Genomic DNA, 23,615 nt, shown 5'->3' with positions numbered 1-23,615 from the left:
GAAAAAGTGAAACATTTCCGTCACATCGGCCTCGCGCTCGTCGCGACCTTTGCCGTCAGCCAGGCCGGCGCCGAGGAACTCACCGGCACGTTGAAGAACATCAAGGACACCGGCGCCATCACGCTCGGCTTCCGCGATTCCTCGATCCCGTTCTCCTATCTCGACGACAACCAGAAGCCCGTCGGGTTCGCGATGGACATCTGCTACAAGATCGTCGATGCCGTGAAGAAGGAGCTCAAGCTCGACAAGCTCGAGGTCAAGCTCAACCCGGTCACCTCGGCGACCCGCATCCCGCTGATGGCCAACGGCACCATCGACCTCGAATGCGGTTCGACCACCAACAATGCCGAGCGCCAGAAGCAGGTCGCCTTCACCAACACCCACTTCCTGACCGCGAGCCGCTACGTGTTCAAGAAGTCGAGCGGCCTCAAGTCGATCGATGACCTCAAGGGCAAGACGGTGGTCTCCACCGCAGGCACCACCAACATCAAGCAGCTGACCGAAGCCAACGTCGCCAAGGGCCTCGGCGCCAACATCATCCCGGCCAAGGATCACGCCGAAGCCTTCCTGATGGTCGAGACCGACCGCGCGGTTGCCTTCGTGATGGACGACATCCTGCTCGCGAGCCTCGTGGCCGGCTCGAAATCGCCGGACGATTACGTCATCTCCAAGGATGCGTTCTCCAAGCCCGAGCCCTACGGCATCATGCTCCGCAAGGACGACGCGCCCTTCAAGAAGGTGGTCGATGCCGCAACCGCTGCGCTCTACACCTCCGGCGAAGGCCAGAAGATCTACGACAAGTGGTTCACGGCCAAGATCCCGCCGAAGGGTCTCAACCTCAACACCCCGATCTCGGCCGAGCTGAAGAACGAGTTCGCAAAGCCCTCGGACTCGCCGATCCCGGACGACTATAAGTAAGATGCTATTTTACCTCTCCCCGCGTGCGGGGAGAGGTAAGGCATTCCGGTCATTCCGGAGGGAAGTGGCCGGACATTTGCATAGGCGCCAATGGCCTCGTTAAGAGATCTGTGATTGGCGCGTTCGCGCGGGGGACACGTGAACTACCACTGGAATTGGGGAATTTTCTTCGAGCCGAACCCGATGGGGACCGGCAACTATCTCGACATGTTGCTGTCGGGACTGGTGCTGACCCTGAAGACGGCGCTGCTCGCCTGGGTCATCGCGCTGATCTTCGGCTCGCTCATCGGCGTCATGCGCACGCTGCCGTCGAAGGGCGCGTACTGGTTCGGCTTCTGCTGGGTCGAGTTCTTCCGCAACATGCCGCTGTTGGTGCAGCTGTTCCTGTGGTTCTTCGTGCTGCCGGAGCTGCTGCCGAAGGCTGCGGGGCTGTGGCTGAAGCAATTGCCGAACGCGCCGTTCTGGACGGCCGCGATCGGCATCGGCTTCTTCATGTCGGCGCGCGTCGCGGTACAATTGCAGGCCGGCATCGGTTCGCTGCCGCGCGGGCAGAAGATGGCGGCGACTGCGCTCGGGCTCACCACCGTGCAGGGCTATCGCTATGTGCTGCTGCCGATGGCGTTCCGCATCATCCTGCCGCCCCTGACGTCGGAGTTCCTCAATACCATCAAGAACACGGCGGTCGCCATCACCATCGGTCTGGTCGAGTTGACCGGTCAGGCGCGCTCGATGCAGGAGTTCTCGTTCCAGGTGTTCGAGGCCTTCACGGCCGCGACACTGATCTATCTCCTCACCAATGCCATCATCGTGACAGGGATGCGCTTCCTCGAGCGCTACGTCGCGATCCCCGGCTACATCTCGGGGAAATAGCGCGATGCTCAGCAATTTCGATTTCGATGTCATCCGCCGCGCGCTGCCCTATCTGTTCTATGAGGGCATGACGTTCACCGTCACGCTGACGGCGCTCGCCGCACTCGGCGGCCTGATCTTCGGCACGGCCATCGCACTGATGCGGCTCTCCGGTTACAGAGTTCTTGGACGCATCGCCGGCCTCTATGTCGACTTCATGCGCTCGCTGCCGCTGGTGCTCGTCATCTTCTGGTTCTACTTCCTGGTGCCGTATATCGGGCAGTGGCTGACCGGCGCCTCGCGCCCGATCAGCGTTGGCGCATTCGCATCCTCGCTCATCACCTTCATCATGTTCGAGGCGGCGTATTTCTCCGAGATCATGCGCGCCGGCATCCAGTCGATCTCGCGCGGCCAGCCGGCCGCGGCCAGTGCGCTCGGCCTCAGCTACGCCCAGAGCATGCGCTACGTCGTGCTGCCGCAGGCGTTCCGCAACATGTTGCCGGTGCTGCTGACGCAGACCATCGTGCTGTTCCAGGACACCTCGCTGGTTTACGTGCTGTCGATCCCCGACTTTCTGGGCGCGGCCAGCAAGATCGCCCAGCGCGACGGGCGCCTGGTCGAAATGTATCTGTTCGCTGCCGTCGTCTACTTCACCATTTCCTGTATCGCGTCTTTCGGCGTTCGCCGCCTCCAGTCGCGCATCGCCATCATTCGATAGAGCCAATCGGTCATGATCGAAATCAGCCACGTCAACAAATGGTACAGCCCGACCTTCCAGGTGCTGACCGACTGCACCACCAGCGTCACCAAGGGTGAGGTCGTCGTGGTCTGCGGCCCCTCGGGCTCGGGCAAGTCGACGCTGATCAAATGCGTCAACGCGCTGGAGCCGTTCCAGGGCGGCGACATCAGTGTCGACGGCACCAAGGTCAACGATCCCAAGACCAATCTGCCAAAGCTGCGCTCGCGCGTCGGCATGGTGTTCCAGCATTTCGAGCTGTTCCCGCATCTGAAGATCATCGAGAATCTCTGCCTCGCGCAGCAGAAGGTGCTCGGCCGATCGCACGACAAGGCGGTGGCGAAGGGCATGCAGCTGCTGGAGCGCGTCGGGCTGAAGGAGCAGGCGCAAAAATTTCCGGCCCAGCTCTCCGGCGGCCAGCAGCAGCGCGTCGCCATCGCCCGCGCACTCGCGATGGATCCGATCGTCATGCTGTTCGACGAGCCGACCTCGGCGCTCGACCCGGAAATGGTCAGCGAGGTGCTCGACGTCATGGTCGATCTCGCCCGCGAAGGCATGACCATGATGGTCGTGACCCACGAAATGGGCTTTGCCCGCAAGGTCGCCAACCGCGTCATCTTCATGGACCGCGGCGAGATCGTCGAGGACGCGCCGAAGGACGATTTCTTCGGCAAGCCCCGCAGCGACCGCGCGCAGAAGTTCCTGTCGAAGATCCTGTCGCACTAACTGATCGTCATCCCGGGGCGCGCATCGTGCGAGCTATGATGCGCAATTGCGCATCTGAGGGTCCATACTCCCGATGGTGGTTATGGATTCCGGGCTCATTCGCTTTGCGAATGCCCCGGAATGACGAAACGAGGGTGCTCGGCCCCCTCAACTGGCGTATAACGCCCCAAATTCCCCATTCCGTCAGGAGACCTGCCTTGGACTCGATCGCCTACGTCAACGGCTCATTCGTCCCGCTTTCTGAAGCAAAAATCTCGGTGCTCGACCGCGGCTTTCTGTTCGCCGACGGCATCTACGAGGTCTCGGCGGTGCTGGACGGCAAGCTGGTCGACAACGCCTCGCATCTGGCGCGGCTGGAGCGGTCGGTCGGGGAGATCAGCTTGAGGCTTCCGGAGACGCTCGAGCGCGTCACCGAGATCCAGAAGGAGCTGATCGCGCGCAACAAGGTCGCAAGCGGCCTCGTCTATCTCCAGGTCACGCGAGGCGCCGACAAGGGTCGCGACTTCCCCTTCCCGAAGGGCGACGTCAAGTCGAGCCTGGTGATGTTCACCTCCGCGAAGGACATCATCAACGCGGCCTCGGCAAAGACCGGCATCAAGGTCATCACGGTGCCCGACATTCGCTGGGAGCGCCGCGACATCAAGAGCGTCGCGCTGCTCGCGCAGGTGCTGGCGAAGCAGGCCGCGGCAGAAGCCGGCGCGGGCGAGGCCTGGATGCTGCAGGAGGGCTATGTGACCGAAGGCGGTTCGTCCACGGCGTTCATTCTCACCAAGGACGACGTCATCGTCACCCGCAAGAATTCCAACGCGATCCTGCCGGGCTGCACCCGCAAGGCCGTGATCGCGCTTGCCGAAGAACGCCAGCTCCGTGTCGAAGAGCGGTCCTTCACGGTGGCTGAGGCGCTTGCCGCGAAGGAAGCCTTCATCACCTCCGCCTCGCAGTTCGTGCAGCCGGTGGTGACGGTCGACGGCAAGGCCATCGGCGACGGCAAGCCCGGCCCGATGGCGACGCGGCTCCGCGAGATCTATGTCGAGTTCGCGAAGGCGACGGCGGTTTAAGGCGCGCCCTCGGCTATCGTAGGGTGGGCAAAGGCGCACTTGCGCCATGCCCACGTCTTCCCATGAATTGGATAGAAGGTGGGCACGCTTGCGCTTTGCCCACCCTACGAGATCTGTTCTTGTAGCCTACGCCACCGACGCCCTCACCTTCGCCGGATGAACCGCGCGGAACGCGATCGCCAGCCTGTTCCAGGCGTTGATGGCGCCGATCAGCGTGGTCAGGTTCACGGTTTCCGAGTCGGAGAACTGGGCGCGGACTTGCTCGTAGACATCATCCGGTGCGTGCGTGTTCGCGATCAACGTCACCGACTCGGTCCAGGCCAGCGCGGCGCGCTCGCGCTCGGTGTAGAGCGGGGATTCGCGCCAGGCATTCAGCAGATAGATGCGTTGCTCGGTCTCGCCGCGCTTGCGGGCGTCTTCGGTGTGCATGTTGATGCAGAAGGCGCAGCCGTTGATCTGGGAGGCCCGGATCTTGACGAGCTCGATCAGCGATTTCTCCAGCCCCGTAGACTGGATCTGCTCTTCGAGCGCCATCAGCGCCTTCATCGTGTCGGGGGCGGCCTGGTAGAAATTCATGCGGGGTTTCATGGTCGTTCTCCTTGCTTGAGTTGAGGTTTGGGGTTGAGGGTCAGTGGGCGCCACCGGCCGAGACATGGCCGGGCTTCTTCAGGAAGAGGGAGGCGATGAAGGCGACGATCAGCGCCACGCCGAGCAGATAGAAGGTGTCGCTGAAGGCGAAGATGTAGGCCTGCTTCTGCACGACATGGCCGATCGCGACATAGGCGCGATGGGCGGCATCGGCACGGTCGAGCACGCCGTGATTGATGAAATACTGGGTGAGCTGCTCCAGCCGCGTGCGGGTGGCCTGCTCGAACACCGAGACCGACTGCATCAGCACGTTGGAGTGATACTGCTCGCGCTTGGTCAACACGGTCTGGAGCAGCGCGATGCCGACAGCGCCGCCGAGATTGCGCATCATGTTGAACAGGCCGGAGGCCGAGCCCGCATTCTCCGCTTCGATGCCGGCCGTCGCCACCGCCGACAGCGGCGCCATGACAAGGGCCTGGCCGATGGCGCGCACGACGTTGGGCCACAGCAGCTGGTCGGACGCGTAGTCGTTGGTCATGTCGATGTTCATGAAGTTGGAGGCGGCGAACAGAATGAAGCCGACGCCGATGATGATCCGCGCGTCGAACTTCTGCATCAGCCGCGGCACCAGCGGGATCAGCACGAGCTGCGGCAGACCGGTCCAGGCCAGCACCATGCCGATCTGCTCGGAATTGTAGCCCTGGATGCGGGACAGATATTGCGGCAGGATGAACACCGAGCCGTACAGCGCGACGCCGAGCAGGAAGTTCGCGAGCATGCCGAAGCCGAAATTGCGGCGGGCCAGCAGACGCAGGTTCAAGAGCGGCTTCTTCACCGTGAGCTCAATGATGAAGAACGCGGTCAGCGCAACTGCTGCAATCACCGTGAGCTTGACGATGAAGGGCGAGCCGAACCAGTCGTCCTTGTTGCCTTCCTCCAACACGGTCTGGAGTGCAGACAGGCCGATCGCCATGGTGATGATGCCGGCCCAGTCACCGTCGCGCAGCAACGACAGCTTCATCGGCTTGGTGTCCAGCGCGTACCAGAGCATGCCGACCATGATCGCGCCGGGCGCGAGGTTGACGTAGAAGATGTACTGCCAGCCGAAATTCTCGGTGAGATAGCCGCCGATCGTTGGGCCGATCGCCGGCGCAAACGTCGCCGACAGCGCGAACAGCGCAAGGCCGACCGGCTGTTTTCCGCGCGGCAGCAGCGTGATGATGAGCGTGAACGCCATCGGGATCAGCACACCGCCGGTGAAGCCTTGCACGGCGCGGAGCACGATCATCTGCGGCAGGTCCTGTGCCAGTGCACAGGCCGCCGAGAGCAGCAGGAACAGGATTGCGTTGGTCAGCAGATAGATCCAGATCGAGAACACCTGCGCGAGCCAGCCGGATAGGGGGATCACCACGATCTCGGCGATCAGATAGGAGGTCGAGATCCAGCCGCCGTCGTCGATGCCGGCGCCGATCGCGCCCTGGATGTCGGCAAGCGAGGCGTTGACGATCTGGATGTTCAACACCGCCATGAAGGCGCCGAGCGTGGCGCCGATCACGGCGATCCACGTCTTGGTGGAAACGGTCGGTGTTGCAGGAGCCGCGGTGGGAGCGGGGAGGTTTGCGGCGTCGGTGGCGGAAAGGATCGGTTGGAGCGTGCTCATGGAAGCCTCGTCTCGGTTACAGAGACAGGATGCATTAGGCGGTTAATTTCGATAATCGGCGAAGTTCTGGAAGGATCATCCGGCTGGATTTGATAATCCTGCCGGGATCTGAGGGCGTCAGCCGCCGTTCGGCCGGCTCGCGTTGTCGGCAACGCGCTTGGCGGTCTCACGCTCGGCCACCACGGTCGCCTTGGTGTCGACGGTCGGCACCGCCGACATGCCCGGCCGCAACAGGCCGGTGAGGGCGCGGTCGTCCAGCACGATCTTCACCGGGACGCGCTGCACGATCTTGGTGAAGTTGCCTGTCGCATTGTCGGGAGGCAGCAGCGCGAATTCAAGTCCGCTGGCCGGCGAAAGGCTGTCGACATGACCGTGCAGCGTGCGATTGCGAAAGCTGTCGACGATCAGCTCAACCGGCTGGCCGGCGCGGACATTGGTGAGCTGCGTCTCCTTGAAATTGGCCACCACATAGACCGCATCGAGCGGCACCACCGCCATCAACTGCGTGCCGGCCTGCACGAATTGGCCGACGCGCAAGCTGCGGGCGCCGACCGTACCGTCCACCGGCGCGGTGATTTCAGTATAGGACAGGTTCAGTTCGGCCTGGTCAGCAACCGCGCGGGCGCGATCGAGCTGGGCAGTGGCTTGGGCGCGCTGTGTGGTGAGCACGTCGACCTTGCGCTGCGCGGCCACCAGACCCGATTTCGCGTGCTGCAATTGCGCGTTGCTGGCGCGGAGCGCTGCATCGGTCTGCTGCGCGCGCTGGATCGTCCCAGAGCCCGACTTCATCAGATCGTCGTAGCGGGCGCGCTCTTCCTGCGCGAATTTCAGATTGGCATCTGCGGCCGAGACATCGGCCGTGCTCTGCTCGATCACCGGCTGTTGCAGCTCGAGCTGGGCATCGAGATTGCGCACCGAGGCTTCGGCAGCGGCGACGTCGGCGCGAGCCTGGCCGAGCGCCGCCTTGAAGTCGCGGTCGTCGATCTTGGCCAGCAGCTGGCCGGCCTTGACCTTCTCGTTATCGCCGACCAGCACCTGGGCGATGTAGCCCGAGACCTTCGGTGCGATGATGGTGGAATCCGCCTTCACATAGGCGTCATCGGTCGATTCCAGGTAGCGGCCGGTGGTCAGGTAATTGTAGCCAAAGTCGCCGACAGCGGCGACGCCGAGGGCCAGCGCCAGGGCGAGCGCCGCCCGCTTGACCGCCTGGCGGGACGGCTTCAGGCTGATTTTATCAGTTGTTTCAGTAGCATAAGATGCGTTCGACATGACATCCTCCGGATTTCCAGACGTCCCGTTCCGAAGGGGGCGCGCTGTTGATACCCGCAAGATGCGTTGTCCCGGCCCTTGTGATAATCCGCCAAAAAGCAAAATGATTGTCCACCGACGCTGCATAATCTGAGGCGCCCATGGATCGGCTGACCAGCCTGACCGCCTTCGTCCGGGTCGTTGACACCGGCGGCTTCTCTGCCGCCGCCCGCAAGCTCAACATGTCCACGACCATGGTGAGCAATCACATCCAGGCGCTGGAGGAGCGGCTCGGCGCGAGGCTGCTCAACCGCACCACCCGCAAGGTCAGCGTCACCGAGATCGGCAAGGCCTATTACGACCGCTGCGTCCAGATCCTCTCCGACATCGAGCAGGCCGACGACATCGCCGGCGCCCTCCAGTCGGTGCCGCGCGGCACGCTGCGCATCTACACCGCCACGCATATGGTCCCGTTCGTGACGCCGGTGGTCTCAAAGCTGCTGTCGACCTATCCAGAGGTGAAGATCGATTTGCGGATGGGCGAAGCCGATGTCGATTTGATCGAGGAGGGCTATGACGTCGCGCTGCGCATGACGCCGCCGCCGGATTCGAGCCTCATCGTCCGCAGCCTCGCCACCTGGCGCCACGTGCTGTGCTGCTCGCATGATTATCTGGAGAAGCACGGTCGCGTGCAGCAGCTCGCCGAGCTCTCCGAGCACAATTGCGGCCGCCACCTGAACTATCCCTTCGGCGACGAGTGGCGCTTTTTCGACCGCAAGGGTGCGCCGGCATCGGTGCGCATCTCGGGCAGCCTCGTCACCAACAGCGGCGAGGCGTTGCGACGGATGGTGCTGGAGGGCGCCGGCGTCGGCCTTCTTGCCGGCTTTCTGGTGCAGAACGATCTCGACGCCGGCCGGCTGGTGCGTCTCCTGCCGGAATATCGGCCGGTCGAGATGTCGATGAATGCCGTCTATCCGCACCGGCATCATTTGTCGGCGAAGGTGCGCACCTTCATCGATATGCTCGTGCATCACAGCGCCGAGCAGCAGAAGCTGATCAATCCGTATTCATGACCGGCGCGGCGGCGGCAGCCGTCCGAACACGCTGTCGAGCGCCATGCCGACCGCGAGCAGGCGGCGATCGCTTCCGGCCGGGCCGTCGAGCTCGAGCCCAATTGGAAGCTTGCTGGTCGCGCCGAGCGCGATCGGAATCTGGATGCCGGGAATGCCGGCATTGCTGCCGGGATCGGTGTTCTGGATGAACAGTCCGAAATTCTCGAGACTGCTGGAGTCCGCGTTGGAAGCGATCGCGACGCAAGGTGTGGTCGGGAACGCGATGGCATCGAGCTTGTTGGCGGAAAATGTCCTGCCGTAGAGCGCCTGAAGCGCCGGCCGCGCAGTCTTGATTGCAGCGTCATAAATCGGCTTGGCGTCGACCAGCGTATTGTCCGGGCCGGGCAGCTTTCGCGGGATCACCAGGCCGTCATAGGTACCCTTCACATCGGGACTGGCGATGTCCTGCGCCAGCGCCTCGATCGTGATGCCGGTGCCGGTGTGCGCGAGATAGGCCACCATGTCGTCAAAGGCCTCGTACAGCGCAACGGGAAAGCCGACCTGGCTGTTGAGTTCGGCAAGCTCCGGCATCTCGATCTCGACCACCGTGACGCCCTGAGCCGTTACTTTCGCGATTGCCGCGTTGAACGCGGCCTCGGTGTCGGCGTCGAGATTGGCGAACATCGTCTTGACGATGCCGATCCGCACCTGCTTCAGATCGGCCGGCGCAACCGTATCGCCACCCGCAATGACCCGATCGAGCAGTTCGACATCCGCCATGGTCGCAGCCATCGGCCCCGCTGTGTCGCGGGTGTGCGAGATCGGCGCGATGCCGGCTTGCGGATAGCGGCCGACGGTCGGGCGCAGCGAGGCGCATCCGTTCAGCGCCGCCGGGACCCGGACTGATCCGCCGGTGTCGGTGCCGAGCCCGCCGGCCACGATCCGCGCACCGAGCGCGGCGCCCGTTCCCGACGAGGAGCCGCCGGCGATCAGGGTGCGATCATAGGCGTTGCGCACGCCGAACTCCGGGCCGGTCTTGAACGCGGTATTGTAGCCGGAAATGCCGAAGGCGAGCTCATGCATGCTGGTCTTGCCGATGATGACCGCACCGGCCGCGCGCAGCTTGGCGACCACGGGCGCGTCGGCCGTCGGAACGTAATCCTTCAGCGCGGGGGTGCCGGCACTACAGGGAAGCCCGGCCACCTCGATATTGTCCTTGATCACGACGGGAACGCCGCCCAGCGGTTTGCTCTTGTCCCCGGCCGCATCGAACGCCGCCGCGGCCCTCAAGGCGCCGGTTTCGTCCAGCGTGACGAAGGCATTGAGGTCGGCGTCGGCCTTGGCGCGGGCGAGTGCTTCTTTGGTGAGTGCCATACTGGTCACCGTGCCGGTGCAGAGATCCGCGGCCGCCTGGGTCAGGGTCAACTGGTCGAAATCCATGATGCATCACCCGATTGTTGCGCGCCATCAGCGAGCGCTTTCAATCCGGGAGGCTGAGGCCAAGCCGACGCGGCGTCAACCGTAAGCGCGCATCTTTGCCGGCGTTGCCGTGACAGCGGCGAGCAGGCGCTCGACTTCGGGCTTCACCCTGGCAATCGCCGCGTCCTTCACCGGGCCGTAGCCGCCGATCTCCATGGGCGCCTTGGCAATTGCGATGAGATCGGGCAGATGCGCTGCATCCAGTTCGCCCAGCATCCGTTCGATCACGCCCTCATACCAGCCGATCAGCTCCCGCTCCGTACGCCGCTCGGCGGTGTGGCCAAATGGATCGAACCGCGTCCCGCGCAATCGCTTCAGCCGCGCCAGCAGGGCGAGCGGGATCTGGATCCACTGGCCGAAGGCGCGCTTGCGCGGGCGGCCGCGCGCGTCGTGCCCGGTCGGTAGGAAAGGCGGGGCGAGGTGGTATTGAACGCTGAAGCCGTCCTCGAACTCGCGCTTCAGCTCGTCGAGAAAGCCGCTCTTCATGTGCAGGCGGGCCACCTCATATTCGTCCTTGTAGGCCATCAGCTTGAACAAAGCGCGTGCAGTCGTCTCAGTCAGCGCCTCGCTGTCGAGGGCAGCTTCGGCGACACGAACTCTTTCGACGGCCGCCCGGTAGCGCGCCGCATAGGCTTCGTCCTGATAGGCGATGAGAAAATCGGCGCGACGCGCGATCAACTGGTCAAGCGTCTCCGCTATTGGCGTCTCGTCAGCTTTCAGCAAAAACTCCGGATCGGCGTCGGCGATCCGACCCCAGGCAAAAGCCTGCTTGTTGCGCTCGACCGCGACGCCGTTGAGCTCGATCGCGCGCAGCAGCGCTGGCAGCGAAATCGGAACCAGTCCGCGCTGCCAGGCGAAGCCGAGCATGATGATGTTGGCATAGACGGCATCGCCAAGCAGGCGCTCGGCCAGCGCGTTCGCATTGATGGTGTCGAGATTGTCGTTGCCGATGACCTCCCGGATCGCGCGCAGGCGTACACGCGAGGCGAGATCGGCATCGCGGAAGCGGACGACGTCGCCGGTCGGCATCTCCGCGGTGTTGATCGCCGCGCGGGTGCCACGGCGATAAGTGCCGGAGGCCTTCGGCGAGGAGCTGACGACGAAGTCGCAGCCGATCAGCGCATCGGCGGCGCCCTGGTCGATGCGTACCTGGTGCAAGGCCTCGGGCGAAGCGGCGAGACGGAGATAGCTCAGCACGGGCCCGAACTTTTGCGCAAAGCCGGTAAAGTCGAGGACCGAGACGCCGCGGCGTTCGAGATGCGCGGCCATGCCGATCAGCGCGCCGACCGTGATCACGCCGGTGCCGCCGACGCCGGTCACCAGCAGATCGTAGGGGCGATCAAGCATTGCCGGCGAGGGAAGAGGAAGCGTAGCGGCACGGCTGACTGCATCGATTCCGCTCGCAGCCTTCCTTCGGCGTGTGGCGCCTTCGACCGTCACAAAACTCGGGCAGAAGCCGTTGAGGCAGGAAAAATCCTTGTTGCAGGCGGAGAGATTGATCTGGCGCTTGCGCCCGAACGGTGTCTCCTTCGGCTCGACGCTAAGGCAGTTGGATTCGACCGAGCAATCGCCGCAGCCTTCGCAGACGAGATCGTTGATATAGGCGAAGCGTTTTGGATCGGCCATCTGTCCGCGCTTGCGGCGACGCCGCTTCTCTGTCGCGCAGGTCTGCTGATAGATCAGCACCGAGACGCCGGAGACGTCGCGCAGCTCACGCTGCACGGCGTCCATCTCCTCGCGCGGATGGATGGTGACGCTGATGGGCAAGTCTCCAGGCACAAATTGCGCGGGATTGTCCGACACCAGCGCGATGCGGGCGACACCTTCGGCGCGGACGCTGTGCGCAATGGCATGGACGCTGACGGGGCCGTCAACCGGCTGGCCGCCGGTCATGGCGACGGCGTCGTTGAACAGGATCTTGTAGGTGATATTGGCTTTTGCGGCGATCGCCTGCCGGATGGCCATCGAGCCGGAATGATAGTAAGTACCTTCGCCGAGGTTCTGGAAGACGTGCTTGTAGCCGGTAAATCGCGACGAGGCGGCCCAGTTCACGCCTTCGCCGCCCATCTGGATCAGCGACGAGGTCTCGCGGTCCATCCAGCTCGCCATGAAATGGCAGCCGATGCCGGCCAGCGCTTTCGATCCCTCTGGCACTTTCGTCGACGTGTTGTGCGGGCAGCCCGAACAGAAATAGGGCGTGCGCGTTGCGCCTGTAACGTTGATGGTGCGCTCGGCCTCTGGCAGAAGGGCGGCGGCGCGTGCGGCGAGATTGAGCCCTGGAAACAGCGGATCGAGCCGCTTCGCCAGCACGGATGCCAGCGCACGCGGCGACAGTTCGCCGATCCAGGAGATCAGCCGCGCCCCGCGTTCGTCGTGCTTGCCGACCATGCGCTCGGGCTTTGCACCGGGATAGTCGTAAAAATATTCCTTGAACTGGCTCTCGATGATGCCGCGCTTTTCCTCAACCACCAGGATCTCGCGTTTGCCCTTCACAAAGTCCATCGCGTCGTGAAGCGCCAGCGGCCAGACCATGCCGACCTTGTAGATGTCGATGCCAATGCTGCGGCAGGCGGCCTCGTCGAGCCCCATCAGCCGCAACGCTTCCATCAGATCGAGATGCGCCTTGCCTGTCGTGACGATGCCGTAAGTGGCGTTTGGGATATCGTAGATATGGCGGTCGATCGGATTGGCCTTTGCGAAGGCGTAGACCGCGTGCTTCTTCGCCTCCAGCCGCTCCTCGATCTGCGGGCCGGGCAGATCGGGCCAGCGATAGTGCAGGCCGCTGGGCGGTGGCGTGAAGTCGGGGGCGCGGAAGAGGCGCGGTGGGCGCAGCGGAACGGATGCGCCCGACTCCACGATCTCCGAGATCGCCTTGAAGCCGACCCACATGCCGGAGAACCGGCTCAGCGCGTAGCCATATTCGCCGAACGCCAGATATTCACCGACATCGGCCGGATGCAGCGTCGGCACGAACCAGCTCATGAAGGCGACGTCGGACTGGTGCGGCATCGACGACGACACGCAGCCATGGTCGTCGCCGGCGACCACCAGCACGCCGCCATGTGGCGAGGAGCCGTAGGCGTTGCCGTGCTTGAGGGCGTCGCCGGAGCGGTCGACGCCGGGACCCTTGCCGTACCAGAGCCCGAACACGCCATCGACCTCGCGGTCCGCTTGCGTCTCGACCTGCTGCGAGCCGAGCACGGCCGTGGCCGCAAGGTCCTCGTTCACAGCGGGCAGGAATTCGATGCGGTCTCGCTTCAATCGCTCCTTGATGCGCCACAGTTCGAGATCGACGCCGCCGAGCGGCGAGCCGCGATAGCCGGAGATGAAGCCGGCCGTGTTGAGTCCGCGTGCGCGGTCGCGCCGGGCCTGGTCGAGCGCGATGCGGACGATCGCCTGCGTGCCCGTGAGGAAGACGCGGCCCTCCTCGCGCTCGTAGCGGTCGGAGAGCTCATAGGCGTCGAGTGACGGAATGGCGTCCATAGGCGGACCTCGTGCGGCTTCCTGCCGAATAGGTGTGGAGGTTAGGCCGGGGGCGCTGGTAGGTCTTACCTATTTATCCCGTCAAGGACGCCGATGCGGTGATATTTTGCACAGACGCATCAAATTTGGTAAAGTTGCCCGATTTGAGGGCGATTGATGATCGAAGAGCAGGACACACGGATTCTCGCGCATCTCCAGAAGGATGGCCGCGCCACCAACCAGCAGCTTGCCGATGAGGTCGGCATGTCGACCTCGGCCTGCTGGCGCCGGGTGCGCGCGCTGGAGGAGACCGGAATCATCTGTGGCTACGCGGCGCTGGTGTCGCGCGAGCAGGCTGGCTTTGCAATGTCAGCAATCCTCCACGTCTCGCTGGAGCGGCACGACGCCAAGTTTGTCGAAGAGTTCGTTGCGCGGGTCACGAAGCGCCGTGAGGTGCTGGAGTGCTTTGCGACGACAGGCGATGCCGACTATCATTTGCGCGTCGTCGTGCAGGACATGGTCGCCTACAACAAATTCCTCGACGAATTCATGTTCCGCATTCCCGGCATCCGCTATGTCCGCAGCAACGTGGTGCTGAAGGAGATCAAGACAGGCGTAGCGCTGCCGTTTTGAGGAGGTGCTACTGCCCCTCCCGCACAAACCTGTTCCGCAACATGCCGATACCGGTGATCTCGATCTCCACGATGTCACCATGCTTGATGTCAGGTGAGGCACCATCCGTGCCCATCCAGATCACGTCGCCCGGCCACAGCGTAAAATATTTGGTCAGCTCGACCAGGAACGGTACCACGCCAAAGATCATATCGTTGGTGTGGAAGCGGTTGGTCTCCTTGCCGTTGACCCGGACGATGGTCTCCATCTTGGCGAGATCGGCCTCGGTCTCGATCCACGGGCCCATTGGCTTGAATGTGTCGGCATTCTTCGAGCGCCACAGGCTGCGATCGGCCTTCTGCCAGCTGCGCTCGCTGACATCGTTGCCGATGGTGTAGCCGAACACGCAATCCATCGCGTTCGCCTCGGTGAGGTGCTTCACCTTCTTGCCGATGACGACGGCGAGCTCGCCCTCGTAGTGGATCTTCTCGGTCGCGAAGGACGGGATCACGACGTCCTCGTCATGTGCGATCAGCGCGTTCTGCGCGCGATAACCGATCTCGGGCCGTTCGGGCACGGCCGGCACCTCGCCGCGCTTGTCGGCGGCCTCCTTCAGGTGTTTTAGATAGTTCAAGCCGACGCAGTAGAAAGTGCGCGGGATCAGCGGCAGCTCGATCTTGGCGTCGCTAAGCGGATGCGTGCGTGAGGTCCGCTGCCATTCGCCAAAGGGGTCGCCGTCGATTGCGATCACCCGGTCGCCCTCAATGATCCCCCAGGAGGTCTTGCCGGAGGCGGTGAATTTCAGCCAGCGCATGTCATGTCCTCGTCGTTATTCCGCGGCATCGCGCGGCTGCACTTTCCACGCGCCGGCCGCCGGCCGCTTCAGCCCGAGATTTTCCCGCAACGTCTTGCCGCGATAGTCCTTCTGGAACAGGCCACGGCGCTGCAATTCCGGCACGATGTGCTGCACGAAATCGCCGTAGGATCCCGGCACATAGGTCGCGGCGATGACAAAACCGTCGCAGCTGCGCTCGACGAACATCTCCTCTAACTTGTCTGCGATCTCCTTGGGCCCGCCGACCATGGCGTCGTGGACCTGGCCGCGGCCGGAGAAGGTGACGAAGTCACGCGCGCTCGGATTGCTTTTGCCCGAAGTCTTCAGCACGCCATCGCGGATGCCCAAAATGCCCTGCATGCTCTTCAGCTCGTCCGTCGTCAGCGGCGCATCGAGATCCTTGGAGGCGAAGTCGTAGTTGAGCGCCTCGGCGAGCAGCGACAGCGCGTCGATCTCGAGCGGCAGCTTGTTGATCAGCGCCATCTTGTCTTCGGCTTCCGCCTTGGTCGCAGCACAGACCGGCGTCGTCAGATTGCAGAGGAACATCTGCTCCGGATCGCGGCCGGCTTTCGCGGCCTCGTTGCGCACGGACGCGTAGCCTTCCTTGGCCGCGGCGAGATTGCGCGCGGCGGTGAAGATCACCTCGCCCCAGCGCCCGGCGAAGCGCTGGCCGCGGCCGGATGCGCCGGCCTGGATGATGACGGGATGGCCCTGGTCCGAGCGCGGCACGGTGAACGGTCCGCGGGACTTGAAGGCCGGTCCCTTGTGATCGAGCCGCTTCACCTTGCTTGGATCGGCAAAGCGGCCGCTTGTCTTGTCCATGATCAGCGCACCGTCCTCCCACGTATCCCAATGGCCGAGCACGACCTCCATGAACTCGTCGGCCTTGTCGTAGCGGGAATCATGTTCGGGATGGGAATCCCGCCCCATGTTCAGGGCCTCGCCGTCGTTGAGCGAGGTCACGACATTCCAGCCGGCGCGCCCGCCGGACATCAAGTCGAGCGTCGCAAAACGGCGCGCGACGTCGAAGGGCTCGTAATAGGTGGTCGAGCAGGTCGCGCCCAGCCCGAGCTTGTCGGTGGCCATCCCCATCGTGGTCAGCACGATCAGCGGATCCATCTTCACGCAGCGGATGCCGTATTCGACGGTGTGGGCGTGGTCGTTGCCGTAGCGGTCCGGCATCGCCAGACGATCGTCGAAGAAGGCCATGTGGAATTTGCCGGCCTCCAGAATTCGCGCGATCTCCTGATAATAGTCAGCCGACATCGAATCGCTGCGCGAGTCCGGATGCCGCCACGAGCTCGGCAAGTTCGTGCAATTCTGCGCCTGAAGGAAGCCGACCAGGACCATCTGCCGTGTCATGCTGCTGTTCTCCGAATTGCGTCAGGACAGATCGAGGACGGTGTCGAGCCTGTAATCGCGGGCCAGCGCGCGCAACCTGTCCCAGGTCGCGTCCTCGACCGCGATGCCGTCGCGCAGCCGCTGTTGCTCGCGCACGCCCTCGATCTCGCCCGGATAGTAGACGCCCTGGCTACCCTCGGACGGCGGCGTCGATTTCAGATAGCGCGCGAACTCCGCGACCTCACGCTTGAACTCCTTCAGCGGGCGGAACGCGGCGACGTTGAACACCGCCATGAAGCATCCGTCATTGTGCCGCCCGGTCGGCTCGACGCCGAAGCCGAGCCCGGTGAGCAGGCCGCAGAGCACCTCGACCATGGCGGCCAGCCCGCTGCCCTTGTAACCCTCGGTGCCGCCGAGCGGCAGCAATGCGCCGCCCTTGCGGTATTGGGTCGGATCGGTGGTGTGCCGTCCCTCCGCATCGATGATCCATCCGGTCGGAATTTCTTCGCCACGGGCGACCGCGAGCTGGATTTTTCCCGCCGCGACCGCGGATGTCGCCATGTCGAGATAAAACGGCGTATCGAGATCGGACGGCACGGCGATCGAGATCGGGTTGGTGCCGAGCCGCGCCTCCTTGCCGCCGAACGGCGCAACGTGTTTTGGCGAGCGGCCGGAGTCAGCGGTCGCAATGCCGATCATGCCCTCGCGCATCGCCATCAGCGGATAGGCGGCGAGGCGGCCGACATGGCTTTGCCGGAACACGGTGCAGGCGGCGACGTTGGCCGTCTTCGCCTTCTCGATGGTCAGGGCCATCGCCTTGGCATTGACGTGGAAGCCGAAGCCCCAATGGCCGTCGATGACGGTCGTGGTTGGCGATTCCTGGACGATGGTCCATTTGGCGCCGGGAACGATGTGCCCCGCCTTGATACGGTCGATATAGGTCGGAACCGCGATCACGCCATGGGAGTCGTGGCCGGCGAGATTGGCGTTGACGCAGCCCGTGGCAACGGCGTCGGCTTCTTCCTTGGAGGCGCCGGCGGCGCGGAGCAGCGCGGCGCTGACGCAAGTGAGGCGATCGGCCTTGACGATGGGCATGGCGTTCCCTCGGTCACAGCCCTTGGCGGGCGTTGTTGCGAGCCATCGTCTCAAAGCGCCGCGCCGATATCAATCTCCCGTAAACCAATACAGGGCTGCAAATTCGTAAAGAGAACGCGCCTTTGGTTGCGGATTCCTCCCGCGCGGCGGTATTCCCGACAGATTTGCGCTCGTCGTTCGCAGCTCATTCACTGTGATCGCTGGTTTCCAGCGCGCAATAACGACCACTTAGGCGATCGGCCCTCATAAAGGCATCCGGGAAAAAAAGGCAGAAATGCCCGGGAGCTGAGATCGTGCCGACGACACTCGCGCGCACCTTTGCGGCGTTGAGCGCCATCAATGAAGCGATCCTCTACGCGAAATCGCCGGATGAGCTGTACCAGAAGGTCTGCGACGCCGGGTTTGCGAGTGGAGACTTCATGGCCGTTGCCGTGTTCCTCGTGGAGCCGGAGCGCGGACGGCTGCGCTTCGCCGCCGGTTGCGGCGAGGACGTCGCGCGCCTGAATGCAATCGAGATCACCACGGAAGACGGCACGCCGGAAGGCTCGGGCGTCGGTGGCGAGGCCTTCCGCAACCAGAAGCTCTGCATCAGCAATGATTATCTGAACGACCCGCGCTCGCTGGCGTGGCGAGAGGGCGCGAGCAGGGCCCATATCGGCGCTGCGGCGGCGCTGCCGCTGCTCTGCAACGGCGAGAGCGTCGGCGTTCTGTTCGTGACCCGCAGCGAAGCCGGCTCGCTCGACGCCGAGATGGTGTCGCTGTTCGAGCGCATGTCGGCGAACATCTCCTATGCCCTGGACAATTTCGCGCGAGAGACGGCGCGCCAGGCCGGCGACCGCGCGACGCGGCGGCTCAATCGCATGTTCGGCGCGTTGAGCGCGACCAATGAAGCCATCCTGCGCGCCAAGAACGAGCAGGAGCTGTATCAGCTCGTCTGCGATGCCTCCGTGCATGGCGGCAAGTCGCTGGCGACCTTTGTTCTGCTGAAGGAGCCGGACTCCCATTGGCTGGTGCCAGTTGCCGGCACCGGTCAGAACATGGAGATCGTCACCCAGACCCGCTACTCCGTCGATCCCGACAATCCCTATGGCCGCGGCATCTCCGGTCAGGTGTTCCGCTCGCAGAAGCCGCATGTCGAACGCGATCTGGCGAACCGCACCAAGGGCACGCCGTGGGAGCAAGCCAACATCAACACCGGTGTCGCCGCCTGCATCGTCGCACCGCTGACGAGGCACGGCGAAAGCATCGGTGTCATCCTGTCCTTCCTCAGCCAGTCCTGGGCGAAAGACGAGGAGATCGTCGCCCTCATGCTGCGCATCGCCGAAAACGTCTGTTTTGCCATCGACAATTTCGAGCGCGAAGCCGAGAAGGCGCGGATTGCCGCCGAGGAGGACCGCCTGGCGCGCATGTACGCAGCGTTGAGCGCTACCAATGAAGCGATCCTGCGCGCGCGGTCGCGGTCCGAGCTGTTCGACCTCGTCTGCGAGGCGACGGCGAAGGGCGCCAAGTTCACGTCGGCCAACATCACGCTCGTCGATCACGACGCCGAATTACTCCGCGTCGTTGCCAGCTACGGCCCGAACTCGGATGTGGTGCGCACGTTCAAGCTCTCTACCTCCGATCAGATCCCCGAGGGCCGGGGATTGAGCGGCACTGCTTACCGTACGCGCCAGCCGGCCATCAGCAACGACGTGCTGGCCGATGACCGCATCAGACCCTGGCAGGAAAATGCCCGCCGCAACGGAATCGGATCCTCCGCGGCGCTGCCACTCTTCAATGGCGACCGCGTCGAAGGCGTGCTTCTGTTCAACTCGCCGGAACGCGACGCGTTCACGCCCGAATTCGTCGAGCTGCTGCAACGCCTCCAGGCCAACGTGACCTTTGCGCTGGAGAATTTCGATCGGGCCGAAGACAAGGCACGGGCCGACAGGCAACGCAACCGTCTCAGCGGCATGTTCGAGGCGCTCAGCGCCACCAACGAAGCCATCATGCGCGCCAAGACGCGCGAAGAGCTGTTCGAGGTGGTGTGTCAGGCCGCCGTGCTTGGCGACGTGTTTGCCTCGACGACCATCGGCATCCTCGATGAGGCAAAAGAGCTTGTTCGCGTCGTTGCCGTGAAGGGACGTCTGCAGGAGCGCATGGTTCGGCGCACATGTCATGTGTCCGCGGATCATCCCGAGGGGCAGGGAATCATCGGGATTTCGCTGCGGACCCGCGCGCCCAGCGTGATCAACGACTATCTGAACGACCCGCGGTCCGCCCACTGGCACGTCAAGGCGACCGAAGATGGAACCAGAGCGGCCGCCAGCTTTCCGTTGCTGCGGGCTGGCGAGGAGCCGATCGGCATTTTGCTGTTTCTGGCACCGGAAGAGAATACGTTCACGCCGGATCTCGTGGAGCTGCTTGGACGCCTCGCGGAAAACGTCTCTTTCGCGCTCGACAATTTCGACCGCGCCGAGGAGAAGGCCCGCACCGAGGCGCAGAAGGAGCGCCTGACGCGGATGTTCGCGGCGCTGAGCGCCACCAACGAGGCGATCATGCGGGCGAATTCCCGCGACGAGCTCTATGACCTCGTCTGTCGGGCGGCCTCGGCCGGCGGCAAATTCACCTCAACCACCATCGCGCTTGCGAAACCCGGCAGCGACCTGCTCGAGATCGTTGCGGCCGCGGGTCCCGCGGCCGAGACGACGCGTCACACCCGCCTTTCGACCGATCCCGAACGCCCGGAGGGCAAGGGAATGGCAGGCACGGCATTCCGCACCCGGCAGCCCTGCATCAGCAATGACTATCTGAGCGACAGCCGCGTTGCGGCGTTCCACGCCCTCGTTCGCAAGGATGGCGCACGGGCGGGCGCCGCATTCCCACTGCTGATTCACGGCGCAGCCGTCGGCGTCATGATCTACATGTCGATCGAGAAGGACATCTTCACCGCCGAATTCTCCGAGCTGTTGCAGCGTCTCGCCGACAACGTCTCTTTTGCGATGGAGAATTTCGATCGCGCCGACGAGAAGAACAAGGCCGACGAGCGGATCGAATACCTTGCGTCGCATGACAGCCTGACCAATCTGCCGAACCGCGAGACGTTCAACGGTCTGTTGCGCGAGGCGATCGAGACCGCGCAACGCCACGATCACCGCTTTGCGGTGCTGTTCATCGATCTCGACCGCTTCAAGGTCATCAACGATTCGCTCGGCCACGAGGCCGGCGATCTGCTGCTGCTCGAAGTCGCAGATCGCTTGCGCAATGCGCTGCGGGCGGGCGACGTGGTGGCCCGACTCGGCGGCGACGAGTTCGTCGTGATCCTCGACCAGTGCGGCGAGATCGACGACGTCCAGCGCATCTCGACCGAACTGTTGGCCGCGCTCGGCAAGCCGATGGAGCTCGCCGGCCATGAGTGCCACACCACGGCCTCGATCGGCATCGCGATGTATCCGGCCAACGGCGCCGACGCGCAGACGCTGACCAAGAATGCCGACATGGCGATGTATCTCGCCAAGGAGGACGGCAAGAACGGCTATCGCTTCTTCTCCAAGGAAGTGAAGACGCAATCGATCGAGCGGCTCTCGCTCGAAAGCGCGCTGCGCCGGGCGCTGGAGCGCGAGCAGTTCTCGTTGCACTACCAGCCCAAGGTCGACATGGCGACCAGCCAGATCACCGGCGTGGAAGCACTGTTGCGCTGGACCCATCCCGATCTCGGCAACATCTCGCCGGCGCAATTCATTCCGCTCGCCGAGGAAACCGGACTGATTGTGCCGATCGGCCGCTGGGTGTTGAAGGAGGCCTGCGCGCAGGCCATGGCCTGGCAGCGTCGCGGCCTGTTGCCGCTGTCGATGGCGGTCAACCTGTCGCCGCGGCAGTTCGTCGACGAGCATCTGTTGCAGGACGTCGACGAGGCGCTTGCGGCTAGCGGCATGTCGCCGGTGCTGCTCCAGCTCGAGGTCACCGAGAGCATGATGATGCGCAATGTCGGACGGGCGCTGAAGGTGCTCGATGCGATTCAGAGCCGCGGCATCCGGCTTGCCATCGACGATTTCGGCACCGGTTATTCGTCGATGTCGTTGATGAAGCACTTTCCGATCGACACCATCAAGATCGACCGCTCCTTCGTGCGCGACCTGCCGCAGGATTCGGAGGATCAGGCGATCGCGCAGGCGATCATCAGCATGGGCAAGGCGCTCGGCATGACCGTCGTCGCCGAAGGTGTCGAGAACGCCGAACAGGAGGCGTTCCTGCGCACCCATGGTTGCGACGAGATGCAGGGCTTCCTGATTTCCAAGCCGTTGCCGGCGCGGCAAGTGGCCGAGCTGTTGCGGCCAATGGAGCTGCTCGTCGCGCCGCCGCTCCAGCCGGAGCCGGATTCGGCCGCCAATGAGGCCGCGGCGCTACGGCTGAAACGCGCTGTCGTCTGACGGCTGCGGGTGCAACTCGCGCACCTCGTGATCCCCGCTCTCGGCCTTGCTCGGAAAATCCTGGGGGCCCGTCAGCGACGTCTGCTCGACGAACAGCGCCAGAATCGTGCGCGCACCGTCGGCGAAGCTTGCGCCCGCGCATAAGCCGAGCTCACAACACCAGGTCCCGCTCATCGGCTCATGATCGTCGACCACGGCCATGGCCGGCCCCCACCACCAGGCTGGCGCGGGCGATCGTTCGCCCTCGGGCACGACGTGCCAACGAACGAACTCTTCCATCGCGCGCTCGAACTCCAGGCGGGCAGCCTGATGCATAGGGTCGATACTCCTTGATCCGAGCCTGATGACAGGTCGATACGCAGACTTGATCGAGGTCCTGACGCTCGGAAAAATCGGCTGGCACAAAGCTGGCCAAGCCATGCAGGCCGACATCATCGTCGGCGATGCCTGAAAATGCGGCCGTCGGCGAAGCGCAAACGGCGGCAGCGAACAGCCATTCTAGCCGCTCGGAGGCACGGCAGGCAAGGTACGGATGTTACGGTTGCTTAACGCGCCTTGAGCGGATGCGCCGTCTGGTGCCAGGCCCAGGCGGTCCGGATCACGGTTGGCAGGTCCGAATGGCGCGGCACAAAATTCAGCACTTTTCGCGCGGCGGAGGGGTCTGCGACCAGATAAGTGGGATCGCCGGCACGGCGTGGCTTGACGGTGTGCGGCACCTCGCGCCCGGTCTCCTGCCTGATCGCGGTCAGGATCTCGCGCACCGAGAAGCCGGAGCCGGTGCCGAGATTGAAGCTGCCGCCAGCCTGGCCCGTTTCCAGCAGCTTCAGCGCCGCGACATGCGCTGCGGCGAGGTCAGTGACATGGATGTAGTCGCGGATCGCGGTGCCGTCCGGTGTGTCGTAATCGTCGCCGAACACGGCGAAGTCGACATGACCCTGCAACGCCATCATCGCGCGCGGAATGAGATGCGTCTCGTTGTCGCGCAATTCGCCGATGCCGCCGGCCGGATCGGCGCCGCTGGCATTGAAATAGCGCAGGCAGAACGCGCCGAAGCCATAGGCCGTGCGATAATCGGCGAGCATGCGCTCGATCATCCATTTCGAGGCGCCATAGGGATTGATCGGCGCGCAGGGAAAATCTTCCGGCAGTTCCTTGGAATCGGCGTTGCCATAGACCGCGCCGGTCGATGAGAACACGATGCGGTGGCAGCCCGCGTTGCGCATCGCCTGGAGCAGCGACAACGTGCCCTGCACATTGTTGATGTAGTATTTCTGCGGGTCGGTCATGGATTCGCCGACGAGGCTCGCTGCCGCGAAATGCATCACCGCCGTGACCTTGTGGTCTGCAAAGGCCCGCGCAAGCGCGGCGCCATCGAGCAGGTCGCCGATTGCGAGCGGGCCGGCAACGAAACTGCGATGACCTGTCGAAAGATTGTCATAAACGACCGGCTGGTAGCCGGCTGCGGCCAAAGCGCGGCAGGCATGCGAGCCGATATAGCCCGCGCCTCCCGTGACGAGGACAGTCGGTCGGTCGGTCATGTCGTCTTT

The 23,615-nt window shown here is 63.9% G+C and carries 18 protein-coding genes; 8 read left to right on the top strand and 10 right to left on the bottom strand.

Annotated elements, in window-relative coordinates; translation table 11 throughout:
• Positions 1-6 precede the first annotated feature (6 nt).
• The 5 genes from IC761_RS32155 (at position 7) to IC761_RS32135 (ending at position 4,287) form a co-directional block, all read left to right on the top strand.
• On the top strand, positions 7-918 hold the full coding sequence (locus tag IC761_RS32155) for an amino acid ABC transporter substrate-binding protein (protein ID WP_195800642.1): 912 nt from the start codon (positions 7-9) through the stop codon (positions 916-918).
• Positions 919-1,056: 138 nt separating this feature from the next.
• Positions 1,057-1,788, top strand: a complete 732-nt coding sequence (locus IC761_RS32150; protein WP_195800641.1) for an amino acid ABC transporter permease — start codon at positions 1,057-1,059, stop codon at positions 1,786-1,788.
• A 4-nt stretch (positions 1,789-1,792) separates the two neighbouring features.
• Entirely contained in the window at positions 1,793-2,485 is a 693-nt protein-coding gene (locus tag IC761_RS32145) for an amino acid ABC transporter permease (RefSeq protein ID WP_195800640.1), read from the top strand.
• 12 nt (positions 2,486-2,497) lie between these two features.
• Entirely contained in the window at positions 2,498-3,229 is a 732-nt protein-coding gene (locus IC761_RS32140; RefSeq protein ID WP_195800639.1) for an amino acid ABC transporter ATP-binding protein, read from the top strand.
• A 197-nt stretch (positions 3,230-3,426) separates the two neighbouring features.
• A complete protein-coding gene (locus IC761_RS32135; protein WP_195800638.1) occupies positions 3,427-4,287 on the top strand; it encodes a D-amino-acid transaminase in 861 nt (286 codons plus the stop codon).
• 126 nt (positions 4,288-4,413) lie between these two features.
• Here the strand turns inward: IC761_RS32135 and IC761_RS32130 are convergent, their stop codons facing one another.
• From IC761_RS32130 to IC761_RS32120, 3 genes are all read right to left on the bottom strand, one after another.
• Positions 4,414-4,875 carry a carboxymuconolactone decarboxylase family protein gene (locus IC761_RS32130; protein ID WP_195800637.1) on the bottom strand — a complete coding sequence of 154 codons (462 nt, stop codon included), beginning with the start codon at positions 4,873-4,875 and terminating at the stop codon, positions 4,414-4,416.
• A gap of 40 nt (positions 4,876-4,915) precedes the next feature.
• A complete protein-coding gene (locus tag IC761_RS32125) occupies positions 4,916-6,535 on the bottom strand; it encodes an MDR family MFS transporter (protein WP_195800636.1) in 1,620 nt (539 codons plus the stop codon).
• A gap of 117 nt (positions 6,536-6,652) precedes the next feature.
• Positions 6,653-7,804, bottom strand: coding sequence for an HlyD family secretion protein (locus tag IC761_RS32120; protein ID WP_195800635.1), 1,152 nt, complete (start codon positions 7,802-7,804; stop codon positions 6,653-6,655).
• Positions 7,805-7,944: 140 nt separating this feature from the next.
• On the opposite strand from IC761_RS32120, the gene IC761_RS32115 reads away from it, so the two are divergent.
• Entirely contained in the window at positions 7,945-8,856 is a 912-nt protein-coding gene (locus tag IC761_RS32115; protein ID WP_195800634.1) for a LysR family transcriptional regulator, read from the top strand.
• Here IC761_RS32115 and iaaH read toward each other — a convergent pair.
• Both iaaH and IC761_RS32105 read right to left on the bottom strand, forming a co-directional pair.
• Positions 8,851-10,275 carry an indoleacetamide hydrolase gene (gene iaaH / locus IC761_RS32110; RefSeq protein WP_195800633.1) on the bottom strand — a complete coding sequence of 475 codons (1,425 nt, stop codon included), beginning with the start codon at positions 10,273-10,275 and terminating at the stop codon, positions 8,851-8,853. The genes IC761_RS32115 and iaaH overlap by 6 nt on opposite strands.
• Positions 10,276-10,350: 75 nt before the next feature.
• Positions 10,351-13,797, bottom strand: a complete 3,447-nt coding sequence (locus IC761_RS32105) for an indolepyruvate ferredoxin oxidoreductase family protein (protein ID WP_195800632.1) — start codon at positions 13,795-13,797, stop codon at positions 10,351-10,353.
• Positions 13,798-13,953: 156 nt separating this feature from the next.
• Between IC761_RS32105 and IC761_RS32100 the strand changes: the two genes are divergently transcribed.
• Positions 13,954-14,409 (top strand): Lrp/AsnC family transcriptional regulator, encoded by a 456-nt coding sequence (locus IC761_RS32100; protein WP_195800631.1) that lies wholly within the window; start codon positions 13,954-13,956, stop codon positions 14,407-14,409.
• Positions 14,410-14,416: 7 nt separating this feature from the next.
• Here IC761_RS32100 and IC761_RS32095 read toward each other — a convergent pair whose 3' ends face one another.
• Genes IC761_RS32095 through IC761_RS32085 form a run of 3 tightly spaced genes read right to left on the bottom strand, consistent with a single transcriptional unit; the run spans position 14,417 to position 17,659 of the window.
• On the bottom strand, positions 14,417-15,202 hold the full coding sequence (locus tag IC761_RS32095) for a fumarylacetoacetate hydrolase family protein (protein WP_195800630.1): 786 nt from the start codon (positions 15,200-15,202) through the stop codon (positions 14,417-14,419).
• A 15-nt stretch (positions 15,203-15,217) separates the two neighbouring features.
• On the bottom strand, positions 15,218-16,585 hold the full coding sequence (locus IC761_RS32090) for an LLM class flavin-dependent oxidoreductase (protein WP_195800629.1): 1,368 nt from the start codon (positions 16,583-16,585) through the stop codon (positions 15,218-15,220).
• Between the two features lie 21 nt (positions 16,586-16,606).
• Positions 16,607-17,659: an Ldh family oxidoreductase gene (locus IC761_RS32085; RefSeq protein WP_195800628.1), complete on the bottom strand. Its 1,053-nt coding sequence runs from the start codon at positions 17,657-17,659 to the stop codon at positions 16,607-16,609.
• Positions 17,660-17,952: 293 nt separating this feature from the next.
• Between IC761_RS32085 and IC761_RS32080 the strand changes: the two genes are divergently transcribed.
• The gene (locus tag IC761_RS32080; protein ID WP_195800627.1) at positions 17,953-22,068 is read left to right on the top strand and encodes a bifunctional diguanylate cyclase/phosphodiesterase; all 4,116 of its coding nucleotides are present in this window, start codon (positions 17,953-17,955) and stop codon (positions 22,066-22,068) included.
• Here IC761_RS32080 and IC761_RS32075 read toward each other — a convergent pair.
• Together IC761_RS32075 and galE are read right to left on the bottom strand one after the other, a co-directional pair.
• Positions 22,042-22,383, bottom strand: coding sequence for a hypothetical protein (locus IC761_RS32075; RefSeq protein ID WP_195800626.1), 342 nt, complete (start codon positions 22,381-22,383; stop codon positions 22,042-22,044). The genes IC761_RS32080 and IC761_RS32075 overlap by 27 nt on opposite strands.
• 230 nt (positions 22,384-22,613) lie before the next feature.
• Positions 22,614-23,606 (bottom strand): UDP-glucose 4-epimerase GalE, encoded by a 993-nt coding sequence (gene galE / locus IC761_RS32070; RefSeq protein WP_195800625.1) that lies wholly within the window; start codon positions 23,604-23,606, stop codon positions 22,614-22,616.
• Between the last annotated feature and the right edge of the window lie 9 nt (positions 23,607-23,615).

The organism is Bradyrhizobium commune (assembly GCF_015624505.1).
GTDB lineage: Bacteria > Pseudomonadota > Alphaproteobacteria > Rhizobiales > Xanthobacteraceae > Bradyrhizobium > Bradyrhizobium commune.
Note: the sequence above shows the minus strand (reverse complement) of the source record. Positions and strands in the feature narration are given on the sequence as shown.